16 protein-coding genes and 3 pseudogenes are annotated in these 13,211 nt (G+C 59.5%); 13 read left to right on the forward strand and 6 right to left on the reverse strand.

The annotated features are described in order from the left end of the window. Positions 1 to 192: a hypothetical protein gene (locus I6L32_RS06600; protein ID WP_010672410.1), complete on the reverse strand. Its 192-nt coding sequence runs from the start codon at positions 190 to 192 to the stop codon at positions 1 to 3. A 171-nt stretch (positions 193 to 363) separates the two neighbouring features. Here I6L32_RS06600 and I6L32_RS06605 point away from each other — a divergent pair. The 5 genes and pseudogenes from I6L32_RS06605 to I6L32_RS06625 form a co-directional block, all read left to right on the forward strand. Continuing rightward, positions 364 to 459 (forward strand): annotated as a pseudogene (locus I6L32_RS06605) (sulfurtransferase TusA); the annotation flags it as partial. 127 nt (positions 460 to 586) lie between these two features. Continuing rightward, on the forward strand, positions 587 to 832 hold the full coding sequence (tusA, locus tag I6L32_RS06610) for a sulfurtransferase TusA (RefSeq protein ID WP_010672408.1): 246 nt from the start codon (positions 587 to 589) through the stop codon (positions 830 to 832). An 18-nt stretch (positions 833 to 850) separates the two neighbouring features. Then, positions 851 to 1,198, forward strand: coding sequence for a RidA family protein (locus I6L32_RS06615; protein WP_045522565.1), 348 nt, complete (start codon positions 851 to 853; stop codon positions 1,196 to 1,198). A 28-nt stretch (positions 1,199 to 1,226) separates the two neighbouring features. Further along, positions 1,227 to 1,316: pseudogene (locus tag I6L32_RS06620) on the forward strand (endoribonuclease L-PSP); the annotation flags it as partial. A 28-nt stretch (positions 1,317 to 1,344) separates the two neighbouring features. Continuing rightward, a pseudogene (locus tag I6L32_RS06625) lies at positions 1,345 to 1,434 on the forward strand (endoribonuclease L-PSP); the annotation flags it as partial. A 137-nt stretch (positions 1,435 to 1,571) separates the two neighbouring features. Here I6L32_RS06625 and I6L32_RS06630 read toward each other — a convergent pair. Further along, complete coding sequence (locus I6L32_RS06630; RefSeq protein WP_010672405.1) at positions 1,572 to 2,228, reverse strand: OmpA family lipoprotein; 657 nt, start codon at positions 2,226 to 2,228, stop codon at positions 1,572 to 1,574. A gap of 161 nt (positions 2,229 to 2,389) precedes the next feature. Continuing rightward, positions 2,390 to 2,632: a hypothetical protein gene (locus tag I6L32_RS06635; RefSeq protein ID WP_216944844.1), complete on the reverse strand. Its 243-nt coding sequence runs from the start codon at positions 2,630 to 2,632 to the stop codon at positions 2,390 to 2,392. Positions 2,633 to 3,054: 422 nt separating this feature from the next. Here I6L32_RS06635 and I6L32_RS06640 point away from each other — a divergent pair, with 422 nt between their 5' ends. Beyond that, positions 3,055 to 3,615, forward strand: coding sequence for a cysteine hydrolase family protein (locus I6L32_RS06640; protein ID WP_082189162.1), 561 nt, complete (start codon positions 3,055 to 3,057; stop codon positions 3,613 to 3,615). A gap of 54 nt (positions 3,616 to 3,669) precedes the next feature. On the opposite strand, the gene I6L32_RS06645 is transcribed toward I6L32_RS06640, so the two are convergent. Beyond that, positions 3,670 to 4,248, reverse strand: coding sequence for a DNA-3-methyladenine glycosylase I (locus I6L32_RS06645; protein ID WP_216944845.1), 579 nt, complete (start codon positions 4,246 to 4,248; stop codon positions 3,670 to 3,672). Between the two features lie 187 nt (positions 4,249 to 4,435). On the opposite strand from I6L32_RS06645, the gene glyQ reads away from it, so the two are divergent. From glyQ to I6L32_RS06675, 6 genes are all read left to right on the forward strand, one after another. Next, the gene (gene glyQ, locus I6L32_RS06650; protein ID WP_041212022.1) at positions 4,436 to 5,359 is read left to right on the forward strand and encodes a glycine--tRNA ligase subunit alpha; all 924 of its coding nucleotides are present in this window, start codon (positions 4,436 to 4,438) and stop codon (positions 5,357 to 5,359) included. A gap of 9 nt (positions 5,360 to 5,368) precedes the next feature. Next, a complete protein-coding gene (gene glyS, locus I6L32_RS06655) occupies positions 5,369 to 7,450 on the forward strand; it encodes a glycine--tRNA ligase subunit beta (RefSeq protein WP_216944846.1) in 2,082 nt (693 codons plus the stop codon). A gap of 104 nt (positions 7,451 to 7,554) precedes the next feature. Then, the gene (locus tag I6L32_RS06660; protein ID WP_216944847.1) at positions 7,555 to 8,250 is read left to right on the forward strand and encodes a hypothetical protein; all 696 of its coding nucleotides are present in this window, start codon (positions 7,555 to 7,557) and stop codon (positions 8,248 to 8,250) included. A gap of 8 nt (positions 8,251 to 8,258) precedes the next feature. Further along, complete coding sequence (locus tag I6L32_RS06665; RefSeq protein ID WP_216944848.1) at positions 8,259 to 8,723, forward strand: DUF3800 domain-containing protein; 465 nt, start codon at positions 8,259 to 8,261, stop codon at positions 8,721 to 8,723. A 724-nt stretch (positions 8,724 to 9,447) separates the two neighbouring features. After that, entirely contained in the window at positions 9,448 to 10,212 is a 765-nt protein-coding gene (locus tag I6L32_RS06670; RefSeq protein ID WP_216944849.1) for an EAL domain-containing protein, read from the forward strand. Between the two features lie 154 nt (positions 10,213 to 10,366). Next, a complete protein-coding gene (locus I6L32_RS06675; protein WP_216944850.1) occupies positions 10,367 to 11,140 on the forward strand; it encodes a hypothetical protein in 774 nt (257 codons plus the stop codon). Positions 11,141 to 11,197: 57 nt separating this feature from the next. Here I6L32_RS06675 and I6L32_RS06680 read toward each other — a convergent pair whose 3' ends face one another. Continuing rightward, on the reverse strand, positions 11,198 to 11,374 hold the full coding sequence (locus I6L32_RS06680) for a hypothetical protein (protein ID WP_216944851.1): 177 nt from the start codon (positions 11,372 to 11,374) through the stop codon (positions 11,198 to 11,200). A 104-nt stretch (positions 11,375 to 11,478) separates the two neighbouring features. Between I6L32_RS06680 and I6L32_RS06685 the strand changes: the two genes are divergently transcribed. Then, entirely contained in the window at positions 11,479 to 11,883 is a 405-nt protein-coding gene (locus I6L32_RS06685; protein WP_010672394.1) for a hypothetical protein, read from the forward strand. Positions 11,884 to 11,976: 93 nt separating this feature from the next. Here the strand turns inward: I6L32_RS06685 and I6L32_RS06690 are convergent, their stop codons facing one another. Further along, on the reverse strand, positions 11,977 to 13,197 hold the full coding sequence (locus I6L32_RS06690; RefSeq protein ID WP_041214146.1) for an aromatic amino acid transporter: 1,221 nt from the start codon (positions 13,195 to 13,197) through the stop codon (positions 11,977 to 11,979). Between the last annotated feature and the right edge of the window lie 14 nt (positions 13,198 to 13,211).

Here is a 13,211-nt window from a genome sequence, read left to right on the forward strand (position 1 = left end):
TCAGGAGGGATCGTTCTCGTCCTCATCCTCGTCGTAGTAGTCGCTGAGCTCGATCCAGAGCCCCAGCCCTATCATCACCATGGAGCCGAACCAGGTACCGGTATTACCGATCGGGCTGCCCAGCACTATCATGGCGAACGACAAGAACCCCATGCCTGCGTAGGCTTGCAATCTGCCGTAGGAGACCTGCATATTCACACCTCCTTGTTGAATATGGTTCAATTTTTATATTACTCATCGAGCGAAGCCTGGGTAGAGCCGGTTCACATTTTGGTAGCATATGCTGCATAACCGCCCCGTGGTTTGATTATTTTTTCGCCGTGAGTATCATTGCTGGCCGAATTGGTTGAAGGTTGATTATTGATGAGTGCTTTATTCTGCGACGCAACGCACGAGTTGGACGCAATCGGGCTTCGTTGCCCCGAGCCCGTGACGATGGCGCGCAAGAAGGTGCGGCTGAAGGTTGATTATTCATGAGTACTGTATTCTGCAATGCGACCCACGAGCTGGACGCAATTGGGCTTCGTTGCCCCGAACCCGTGATGACGATGGCGCGCAAGAAGGTGCGGCTGAAGGTTGATTATTCATGAGTACTGTATTCTGCAATGCGACCCACGAGCTGGACGCAATCGGGCTTCGTTGCCCCGAACCCGTGATGATGGTTCGCAAGAAAGTGCGGCTGATGGCGGATGGGGAGACCCTGCTGGTCAGCGCCGACGACCCCTCCACCACCCGCGACATTCCCAGCTTCTGCCGCTTCATGGACCACACCTTGGTCGCCAGCGAGACTGAGCAGGCCCCTTACCGCTACCTGATCCGCAAGGGTCAATAACCCCGTACCGGAGCAAACATGACAACCATTACCCGTATCGGGACCACCCAGCGCTGGTCTGATGTGGTCATCCACAACGGCACCCTCTACGTGGTGGAAGTGCCCGCCACCGAGACCGCCGACATCCACCAGCAGACCCGTGAAGTGCTGGAAAGCCTGCAGCGTCTGCTGGAAGCCAACGGTTCCGGCGTCGACAGGATCCTGATGGCCAACATCTATCTCAAGGACATTGAAGACATCGCCGCCTTCAACGCGCAGTGGGATGCCTGGATCCCGGCAGGCACAGCCCCGGTCCGCGCCTGCGTGCAGGCCCGCCTCGCCCACGAAGGCTACAGGGTAGAAGTGCAGCTCACTGCCGCTGTCTAATCAAAACGGGATGCCTGGCTCCCCTGATGCCGACACAGCCCCGGTCCGTGCCTGCGTGCAGGCCCGCCTCGCCCACGAAGGCTACAGGGTAGAAGTGCAGCTCACAGCCGCTGTCTAAACCAAGCGGGATGTCTGGCTCCCCTGATGCCGACACAGCCCCCGTTCGCGCCTGTGTACAGGCCCGTCTGGCCCACGAAGGCTACAGGGTAGAAGTACAACTCACTGCCGCTGTCTAAGAGGCGGTTATCCCCTCATCCCCGACCCTTCTCCCACAAGAGGAGAAGGGGGCAAGGAGCAAAGGACACGCACCGGCGCCAATAGAAAGGCCCCGCCATCGCTGGCGGGGCCTTTTTTTGGCATCGAACCGGGCCGCTTAGGCGGTCGGGGTCAGGGTGATGGTCACCCGACGGTTCTGGGCCTTGCCTTCGGCGGTGCTGTTGCTGGCCACCGGCTGATCCGGGCCCACACCGCTGATGGCGATACGGCTGCCGGACACGCCCTGGCCGATCAGCTGGGCGGCAACGGCATCTGCGCGATCCCGGGAGAGCTTCATGTTCAGCTCGCGGGAGCCGGTGCTGTCGGTGTGACCGACCACGTTCAGACGGGTCTTGTCGAACTCGGCAACTACCAGGGCCACGCCGGACAGGGTGTTGGCACCGGCGGCTTTCAGCTGGGCGCTGGAGCTGTCGAAGGTGACGTTGTTCGGCATGTTGAGGATCAGCTGATCACCGTTGCGGGTCACGCTGACGCCGGTGCCTTGCAGCTTCTCGCGCAGCTTGGCTTCCTGCACATCCATGTAGTAACCGATACCACCACCCAGGGCCGCACCGGCGGCGACGCCAGTCAGGATGCCCTTTTTGCGGTCGCCCTTGCTGGAGGAGAGCGCCCCCACGGCTGCGCCGGTCGCCGCACCCGCCAACGCGCCCCAGGCGCCCTTGGAGGTCTGGGATTCACCGGTATAGGGGTTGGTGGTACAGCCAGTGATGGCGACGGTCAGGGCAAGTGCAGGAACCAGTTTCTTGAAATGCATGAAAAAACCTCTGAAAAAGAACGACTCTAGCCGATAGCCGCGCATTCTAACCCAGAGAGGCGCCAGAGTGTGACGCGCGCATTGCGAAGATGGGCAGGGGGCAAAACGCCCCCTGCCCCTTGCGACTTACCCGGTGCAGGCCATCTTCGGACGGGCCCGCATCAATATTTGATCTCCCGGGCCTTGTCTCGCCCCTCCTGCTTGTTTTCACGATGCTCCTGGCGGCAGTCGGCATTGCCCACCACCCCCTCACGACACGCCTGTTTCGCGTCACGGGACTCCTGACGGGTATCCTGACGCACATCGCGGGCGTCACGGCGCTCCTGGGCCTGCTTGGTGGCCTGTGCAGGCAAGGCGGCCAGCAAGGCGGTGGCGGCAAGCAGCGCCAATACGGACTTCTTCATGATGGCTCCTTCGCCAGACAACCTGAACCGGTCCGGCGTCTTTCAATGATAGGGGAGGGGCAAGATCCCGGTAGCGCAAACTCGGCCCTCGGAGCGTCGTCTGTGCAGCCTCGGACCTTCTTGCACAGGGCCAGCTTCCCCTCGTGTTTACCCTGACGAGCGACGTCATCCCCAGGGTGCAGCCGATCAGGCCGGGGGAGAGAGGGCGAACGGCGCTCAGTGACACGGGACTCCCTCGTGATGGCGCTCCCGATGGTGAACCCGTGTGACTGTATCCCGGCTGTACCAAGGGGCGAAAAGGCTCCCGGCCCGGCGCAACAGAACATGCTCCCGGGGTCTGGAGTGGTTGCCCCCCAGATGCGGGTTGTCTCATAAGAGCCCATGGCCCCAGAGTGGGGGACATTTCTCACGGAGCCATGACCATGTCGTCCCTTTCCCGCCCCGCGCTGCTCATCATCGACATCCAGGTGGGCCTCCTTCACGGCCCGGAAGCCCCCCATGCCGGGGCCGAGACCCTGGCCAACATCAATCGCCTGAGCCAGGCGGCCCGCAGTGCCGCTCTCCCCGTGCTGGCGGTGCGTCACACGGGCCCGGCCGGCAGCCCCATCGCCGCCGGCAGCCCGTTCTGGCAGCTTGCGCCTGAGCTGGTCGTCGGCGAGGCCGATCGGGTGTTCGACAAGCAACGCCCCAGCGCCTTCCATGGCACCGGCCTCGATGGCTGGCTGAAAGAGGACGGCGTGCAGACCCTGATCATCACCGGCATGAAGACCCAGTACTGCATCGACACCACCTGCCGGGCGGCGGCAGATCTCGGCTACACCGTGGTGCTGGTGAGCGATGCCCATACCTGCATGGACACGCCGCAACTGACCGCCCCCCAGATCATCGCCCATCACAACGCCACCCTGGCCGGCCCCTTCGTGCGGCTGATGAGCAGCGACGAGGTGTGCGAGGCGCTCGGCCGCACCCTTGAGCCCTGCTGATTCAGAGCAAAAAAAGAAGGGAGGCTTGAGCCTCCCTTCTTCGTTCATTCTCCTTCACGTCGCCGCTGCTTGCTGGCACTCGGCGTGGCAGGGGCAGGTCACCAGATGATCGTTCACCATCCCCACCGCCTGCATGAAGGCGTAGCAGATGGTGCTGCCGACGAAGGTGAAGCCGCGCTTCTTGAGGGCCTTGGACATGGTATCCGACTCCGGTGAGGTCGCCGGAATGTCGCCGTTGCCCTGACGCTGGTTGACGATGGGGGCGCCGCCCACGAAGCCCCACAGATAATCGACGAAGTCGATGCCCTCGGCCTCCAGCGCCAGATAGGCGCGGGCATTTTTGATGATCGATTGCACCTTGAGCCGGTTGCGGATGATGCCGGTATCCTGCATCAGCCGTTCCACATCCTGCTCGTCGAACTGCACGATGCGCAGTGGATCGAAGTCGGCATAGGCGCGATGGTAGCTATCGGTGCGCTTGAGGATGGTGATCCACGACAGCCCCGCCTGTTGACCATCGAGGCAGAGCTTGGCAAACAACTCGCGGGCGTCATACATCGGCCTGCCCCACTGCTTGTCATGGTATTCGATGTATTCCGGGTCTCTGGTCACCCAGGCGCAGCGCAGTTCCATTTCCTCTCCCCTGTTTTTCATCGGCCATCGGCAGGCCGCTTGCGTCGGCGACATCATAGGGCAAGCGGCAACATAGCCCCACTAATCCCCTGTAATTTCGCCTATTATCCGACCATGCCAGACGGTATACTCCCTCGGTTCACATTCAGCAAATCTTGCTCTGATTTCATTTCGCGCGAAAAACACTATGCAAAAATTCGATGTCAAAACCTTTCAGGGCCTGATCCTGCAGTTGCAGGACTATTGGTCCCGCCAGGGCTGTACCATCATTCAGCCGCTGGATATGGAAGTGGGTGCCGGTACCTCCCACCCCATGACCTGCCTGCGCGCCCTGGGCCCGGAGCCCATCGCCTGCGCCTACGTACAACCGTCCCGCCGTCCGACTGACGGCCGCTACGGTGAGAACCCGAACCGCCTGCAGCACTACTACCAGTTCCAGGTGATCATCAAGCCCTCCCCAGACAACATTCAGGAACTCTATCTGGGCTCCCTGAAAGAGCTGGGCATGGATCCCGAGATCCACGACATCCGCTTCGTGGAAGACAACTGGGAAAACCCGACGCTGGGTGCCTGGGGCCTGGGTTGGGAAGTGTGGCTGAACGGCATGGAAGTGACCCAGTTCACCTACTTCCAGCAGGTTGGCGGCCTCGAGTGCAAGCCGGTCACCGGCGAGATCACCTACGGTCTCGAGCGTCTGGCCATGTACATCCAGGGTGTGGACAGCGTCTACGACCTGGTCTGGTCTGACGGCCCGCTGGGCAAGACCACCTACGGCGACGTGTTCCACCAGAACGAAGTGGAGCAATCCACCTACAACTTCGAACACGCCGACGTGGAGTTCCTGTTCCACTGCTTCGAGCAGTACGAGAAGGAAGCCCAGAATCTGCTGGCACTGGAAAAACCGCTGCCGCTGCCTGCCTACGAGCGCATCCTCAAGGCCGCTCACTCCTTCAACCTGCTGGATGCCCGCAAGGCCATCTCGGTCACCGAGCGTCAGCGCTACATCCTGCGCATTCGCACCCTGACCAAGGCCGTGGCAGAGGCATACTACGCCTCCCGCGAAGCGCTGGGTTTCCCCATGTGTCAGCGCACAGAGAACAAGCAAGGTTAAGGAACGGACATGGCACAACATACATTTCTGGTAGAGATCGGTACTGCTGAGCTGCCGCCCAAAGCCCTGCGCTCCCTGGCCGAAGCCTTTGCCGACAACTTCAAAGCCGAACTGACCAAGGCCGATCTGGCCTTCGGCGACGTCGAGTGGTTTGCTTCACCGCGCCGTCTGGCGCTGAAGGTAAGCGAGCTGGCTGGCGAACAGCCGAGCAAGAGCGTCGAGAAGCGCGGCCCGGCCGTCTCCCAGGCGTTCGATGCCGAAGGCAAGCCGACCAAGGCTGCCGAAGGCTGGGCCCGTGGCAACGGCATCACCGTTGAGCAGGCCGAGCGTCTGGTCACCGACAAGGGCGAGTGGCTGGTTCACTCCGCCAAGGTTGAAGGTCGTCCGGCCAAAGAATTGCTGGGCGAGCTGGTTAGCCAGGCGCTGGCCAAGCTGCCGATCCCGAAGATGATGCGCTGGGGCGACAAGACCATCCAGTTCGTGCGTCCGGTCTTCACCGTGACCCTGCTGCTGGATGGGGATCTGGTCCCCGCTCACATTCTGGGTATCGACTCTGCCCGCACCATCCGCGGCCACCGCTTTATGGGCGAGAGCGAATTCACCATCGACAACGCCAGCCAGTACCCGCAGATCCTGCAGGAGCGCGGCATGGTGATTGCCGACTTCATGGCGCGCAAGGCCAAGATCAAGGCTGACGTCGAAGCGGCCGCAGCCGCCTTCGGTGGCGTGGCCGATCTGGACGACGCCCTGCTGGAAGAAGTGACCGCACTGGTCGAGTGGCCGGTGGTGCTGACCGCCAACTTCGAAGAGAAGTTCCTGGCCGTTCCGGCTGAAGCGCTGGTTCACACCATGAAAGGTGACCAGAAGTACTTCCCGGTCTACGACAAGAACGGCAAGCTGCTGCCGAAGTTCATCTTCGTCACCAACATCGAGTCCAAAGACCCGAGCCAGATCATCAGCGGCAACGAGAAGGTGGTTCGCCCCCGTCTCTCAGACGCCGAGTTCTTCTTCAAGACCGACCTCAAGCAGACTCTGGCCTCCCGCCTGCCGCGCCTTGAAACCGTGCTGTTCCAGCAACAGCTGGGCACCGTCAAGGCCAAGGTCGAGCGTATCGAGACCGTCGCCGGCTTTATCGCCGAGCGCATCAGTGGTGGCGATAGTGCCGTCGTGACTCAGGCCCGCCGTGCCGGTCTGCTCTCCAAGTGTGATCTGATGACCAACATGGTCGGCGAGTTCACCGACACCCAGGGTGTCATGGGGATGCACTACGCCCGTCACGATGGCGAAGACGAAGCGGTTGCCGTGGCCCTCAACGAGCAGTACATGCCGCGCTTTGCCGGTGATGCCCTGCCGTCCGGTCTGGTTGCCTGCGCCGTCGCGCTGGCCGACAAGTTCGACACCCTGGCCGGTATCTTCGGCATCGGCATGCTGCCCAAGGGTGACAAGGATCCGTTCGCCCTGCGTCGCGCCGCCATCGGTGCCCTGCGCATCATGACCGAGAAGCAGCTGGATCTGGATCTGGTTGAACTGGTTGAAGAAGCGGTACGCGTCTACGGCGACAAGCTGACCAACAAAACCGTCGTCACCGACGTGGTCGACTTTATGCTGGGCCGCTTCCGCGCCGCCTATCAGGACGAAGGCATCGGTGCCGACGTGGTGCTGGCCGTACTGGCCCGCCGCCCGACCCGTCCGCTCGACTTCGATCGTCGCGTCAAGGCCGTCAGCCACTTCCGCACCCTGGATGCCGCCCTGGCACTGGCTGCCGCCAACAAGCGCGTGAGCAACATTCTGGCCAAGGTCGAGGTTCCATTGCCCACAACCGTCAAACCGGAACTGCTGGTCGATGCCGCCGAGAAGGCGCTGGCCACCCAGGTTGCCGAACTGCAAGCCGAACTGGCCCCGCTGTTCGCCGCCGGTGACTATCAGGCTGCCCTCACCCGTCTGGCCGCCCTGCGCGAGCCGGTCGATACCTTCTTCAACGAAGTCATGGTGATGGCCGACGACGAAGCCCTCAAGGCCAACCGTCTGGCGCTGCTGAACAACCTGCGCAACCTGTTCCTGCAAGTGGCGGATATCTCCCTGCTGCAGTGATTGAGGTTTGTTGGCTAGATCAAAAAACGGCGCCGAAAGGCGCCGTTTTTATTAAAAATAGATTAATCTATCACCTTCGTTTGCACACGATAGGTAACACTAATATGTTCTTTCATGTGGATGAATCAGGTAATACAGGCAATCAACTTTTTGATAAAAATCAACCTATATTAACTTATGGCGTTCTATCCAGCACATTGAGCGTAGATGCATTAGGAAAACAGTGGTTCAAAGATATAACAAAGAAGCTCGACATTGATTGCCTTCACGCAAATCATCTCGGAGTCAATAAACTAACTGAGATCTCACGAGAGCTTTATCTATTACAGGATAAATTCAAATTTTCATTTGATTATTATTTCATTGAAAAAAGAGCCCTAGCTGTTGTTTGTCTTTTTGACGCTATATTTGATGCTGGTATCAACCCTGCTGTTAGATGGGATACATATTGGACCCCTATGCGCTATCTTATAATACTTAAGTTGGCTGCTATTTTAGATGATGACATTTTAAAGAAAACATGGGCACTATGCACATGTAAATACATAGAAAATAAAGAGTCAGACATCATTCAGACCCTAGAAGAAATAAGATCTATTACAAACACTTCATTCTTGGATGCTCGTTCAAAAGAAATAATAATTAATGCGCTTGGGTTCGCAATAAAAAACCCTCTAGCAATGGACTTTGGTCAGCCTGATGAAAAAGCAATATCACCAAATGCAGTTGGATTTCAATTCGTTGCTTCAAGTATTTCTAGACGACTAAAATTAAAAAATAGAAAAAAGCTCTATCAATAACAGTTGATATGCAAACACAGTTTAATAAAGCACAAATTGAGACATATCGAAATGCCAGTTTGATTTCTGATGGAATGAAAAGAGCAACACAGGAAGACAGAAACAAATATCTTAACCATCCATTGTTTGCATCAATAGAAAAATCAGACCTGATAAATAAAAACTTAATCAACAGTAATCTTGAAATATCAAAAAGCCAAGAGTCTATTGGTTTACAGATTGTAGATATATACCTTTGGATAACAAACAGGATTATATTAAAGAAAGAATTGTCAACCGAGTTACGTGTTATAGGGTCACTATTTTTAAAACAATCTTATGTAGATGGAATTTCCTTTTCTGGTATGGAAGAAAGATTTACACGATTTGAATCAATACTTCCTGACTTGGATGAAATAACAAAAGAACAGGCAGATATGGCCAATAAATTTATGGCTGCACATCGTTCCACACTAAACGATTTGGGGTTGTAACTCGTAGGTTCGATTAGCCGTCAGGCGTAATCGGACGTTCGCGTAAATGGATTATCCCGCCATCACGGCCAGTAGAATTTCCTCCTCCGGCTGGCCGATCCTGCTTCATGGCAACAACCGCGATCAAAGTCTCTCGATCGTCCGATTATGCTTCGCTAATCGAACCTACAGAAGGTGGTGAAATTTGGTGAATGCCGGTCGGTACCGGACATCGAGAAATCCAACATTGACCTTGGGTTGGCATAACGCCCCCTCATCCCCAACGGGGGCAACTCGCAGGTTCGATGACGCTTTGCTCATCGAACCTGCGGGGCTGTGGCAGGCGCGTTATGCCGGTTGCTCAAGATCGGCCATTACCCTTTGCAGGCTCTGATTAGGCCTATTTTCGCCATCGGAGCACACTGCGAGGAGGCATAAGCAAAAATGGGGGCATTTTCCGACATGCCATCGAATCAGCTTATACCGCTTGCCCCGACCGGTTCGCGGGCAAGACGTGGCCTTGGAGGATGCCAGCGAGGCCAATCCCGGCCCCGAAAAAGGGACAAACAGGACCACAAGCGGCGGCGCCTGACCCACCATGGCCGTCTGTCGGGCAGAAACCAGACCAACCTCTGATATGCCAGAAGACGGCCTGCCTATCCGGAGGAATAACCTCTGCCGGCGAGAGAGGAGCTGTTATCCTTTGAGGCAATCTCTCGCGACCCCACGCCTTGAAAGGAACGTCATGGACATACCTGCCGCCCCGTCCTCCACCCTCTGCCAGCAGTGTCATGAGCAGGTGGATCTCGACTTCGATTTCACCATGGCCTTCCAGCCCATCGTCGATTGCAGCCAGCGCACCCTCTTCGGCTATGAGGCCCTGGTGCGGGGGCTCAACAACGAGTCGGCGCAGAGCGTGATTGACCGGGTCAACGACGACAACCGCTACCGCTTCGATCAGCTGTGCCGGATCAAGGCCATCGCGCTGGCCGCCCGCCTCGACATGCGGGGCATGCTGAGCATCAACTTCCTGCCCAACGCGGTCTATCGCCCGGAGCGCTGCATCCGCACCACGTTGCAGGCGGCCCGCGAGCATCTCTTTCCCATCGAGCAGATCATGTTCGAGTTCACCGAGGTGGAACAGGTGCAGGACAACCGCCATATTCGCGGCATCGTGGATCACTATCAGGCCCTTGGCTTCAAGACGGCGATCGACGACTTTGGCGCCGGTTACTCGGGCCTGAGCCTGCTGGCCGATTTTCGCCCCGACATCATCAAACTCGATATGCACCTGCTGCGCGGCATCGACCATGACCCGATCCGTCAGGCCATCGTTCGCCACTGTCTGGCGCTGTTTACGGAGTTGCAGATCACCCCGCTGGCGGAAGGGGTCGAGACCCGCGACGAGATGGCCTGCCTGCGGGAGATGGGCGTCAGCCTGATGCAGGGCTATCTGTTTGCCCGCCCCGGCTTCGAAACCCTGCCCGAGGTGGATTTCGCCAGCCTGTGAGCGGCGCTGGCCATCTCCCTTGGTTGGCGTTCATTCGGGCAAGGCGGGACGGGAGGATATCCACGGGCGGACGGCAGAAAGCGCTGGACCGGGCAACCCCCTGGGCTAGGATGGGACTGTCACCCTTTGCAACCACCGCTCTGACAGGGACACCATGGCGCAGGTTTCAGGATACCGCTTCTTCGCTCTTTCACTGCTCTTGCTGCTGGCCTTCCAGGTATGGGGGGCGCAAGGCAGGGGCAACATCACACTGGTGAGCTCCCTTGAAACCAGGGAGTCCCCCTATGGTCGCTGGCTCGATCTCATCTATCGGGATGCGTTCGCCCGCCTGGGTTATGACTTCCAGTACCAGGGCTACCCCGGGGGACGGGCCCCCCTGCTGGCAGAGCAGGGGCATGTCGATGGCGAGATCCACCGCGCCGCCAGCTACCAGCAGCAGACCCGTACCCTCCAGCGCGTGCCAGAGCCCCATTTCGCCGTCTCCTATCAGGCCTATGCCCACCAGCCCGGGATCCAGCTGCAGGGGTGGCACAGCCTGCAGGGCACCGGTTATCGGGTCGAGTTTCGCCGTGGCGCCAAGTTGCCGGAGATGATGCTGGGCAAGGTGGTGGCACCGGACCGGCTCTTTGCCATCGCCACCGCCGAGCAGGGGATGGGCAAGCTGCTCAAGGGGCGCAGTGACCTCTATGTGGAGCAGACCCTGATTGCCAGCCAGACCCTGGCCGCCCTGACGCGCCAGGACCCGGGCTATGCCGGCATCTACTCCGCCGGGGTGATGGAGCTGGCCGATTCTTACGTCTATCTGCACGAACGGCATCAGGATCTGCTGGCCCCCCTTGCCAGCGTGATCCGGCAAATGAAGCAGGACGGCACGGTAGCGCGCTATGAGCAGCAGGCCATGGCGGCTGAGGGCACCAGCCAGCCATGACGTCCTCTTTTTCCGCAAGCCCTCCCGCGCCCTGACCATGCAGGAGACCCGGGGCGATCAATTCTGTCGCAGAGTCATGGCCGCAGCGGGCACCCTGTTCGTCAACACCACGTTGACAAAAACGCCCCCTGTATCAAGGAACTCGCCATATAAAACCCCATCGACCTTGTGTTCATCTGGCTTGCGGCCAAAAGGCACCATGTCCGTCTGTGCATACCCCAAATCTTGCAACATCCCCCACTCCGACCTCCCCATCATTTCGATGGAGTCGCGTCATCGTTCAGGCATATCTTCCCATCGAGGCCCGTGCCAGGGCCCGATCACAGGAGCAATACATAATGAAAAAAGCAGTAACGGCCGCCTTGCTGGCCATGATGATGGCGGCCTCGGTTCAGGCGGCAGACAAGGTGACCACGGTGCCGGTGCACTTCGCCAAAGGCGCGCACAGCGCCAAGGTTGACGGCACCTTCTCCGGTTATGACACCATCAACTACACCCTGGGCGCCAAAGAAGGCCAGACCATGACGGTCGCCATCACCGGCAGCACCAATGCCAACTTCAACGTCTTCGCGCCGGGCGCCATCCCGGGTCAGGCCGAGGCACTGGGCGGCGGCAACGTGGACACAAAATGGCAAGGCACCCTGCCCAAGTCGGGCAAGTACCTGATCCAGGTCTACCAGATGCGCGCCACCGCCCGTAAAGGCGCCAAGGTCCCCCACTCCCTGTCGGTCGGCATTCAGTAACCGACACCAATATTGCCTGTGTGACAAGCAAGAAGGAGCCCATGAGGCTCCTTCTTTGTCATTGTGTGCTGGCACTGCGACCCGGGTAACGGCTCAGCCCTTGTAGGCGGGCAGCAGGTCCACCATGTTGAGCAGGTGGAAGGCGGCGGTCAGCACGCCGAACAGGATCACCAGGACGATCATGAAGAGGCCGCCGGGGGCGCGGAAGCCCTCGCCACCTTCTTCGCGCCGGGCCGCACGCACCTTCCAGGCCAGCAGGGGCGGGATGATGCAGGTCCACAGGGTCGCCACGGCGCCCGCATAGCCGATGGCCACCAGGAAGCCGAACGGGAACAGCAAGGAGAGCACCAGGGGCGGTAGGAAGGTCACCGCCCAGGACTTGGCGCGGCCACCCCGGCTGTTGTCGAACTTGAACAGATCCGCCAGGTAGTCGAACACCCCGAGCCCCACCCCGATGAAGGAGGAGAGGATGGCCGCCATGGAGAAGGCGTTGAGGGCGCTGGCCACCGCCTTGGACTCGATCACCGAACCGAGGGCCTTGAGCAGGGCATCCACGTTGCCCCCCTCTGCGATCACCGGGCCGAACTCGCTGCGGGGCAGGTTGCCAAAGACGCTCACCAGCCAGATGAGGTAAAACGCGAGCGCGATCAGGGTGCCCCCCAGAATGGCGCGGCTGGCACGGCGCTCTTCACCGTAGTAGGCGCGCATGGAGGAGACCGAATGGTGGTAGCCGAACGAGGTGAGCGCCACCGGCAGCATCACCAGGGCATAGGGGGCGTAGCTCACTTCGCTGCCCACCCGGTCGAGCAGCAGATCGAGGCGCACGTTCATCGACAGGCCCGAGATGCCGAAGGCAAAGCTCAGCCCCATCAGGATCACCAGCAACACCGAGATGCGGTCCACCGCCCGGGTGGAGTGCCACACCAGCAGGGAGAAGGCCAGGGTAAAGAGCACGGACGCCCACTGGCTGCCCATCCCCGTCATGCCGTCGATGATGAGACCGGCCGAGGTGATGTAGGCATAGAGCAGGATGCCGCCGACGAAGTAGACGCTGAGATTGTTGAGGGCGTTGACCTTCTCCCCCAGCAGATCCCGGGTCACGGTATCGAAGGAGACGCGCAGGGGATAGCCCCGATAGGACTCCAGCAGCATCCAGCCGGAGACCGTCATCACCACCATGGTCAGTGCCACCGCGAGCATGGACCAGAGGGTCCAGGCGCCCGCCCCCGCACTCGGCAACCCCAGCATGCCGGCCCCCACACAGACGCCGGCAATGATGCATGCCCCGCCCACCAACGATGGTTTCTGTTCCATTACTCCCCCAAACG

Source organism: Aeromonas sp. FDAARGOS 1402, assembly GCF_019046925.1.
In the GTDB taxonomy this organism is placed as follows: Bacteria; Pseudomonadota; Gammaproteobacteria; order Enterobacterales; family Aeromonadaceae; genus Aeromonas; species Aeromonas caviae.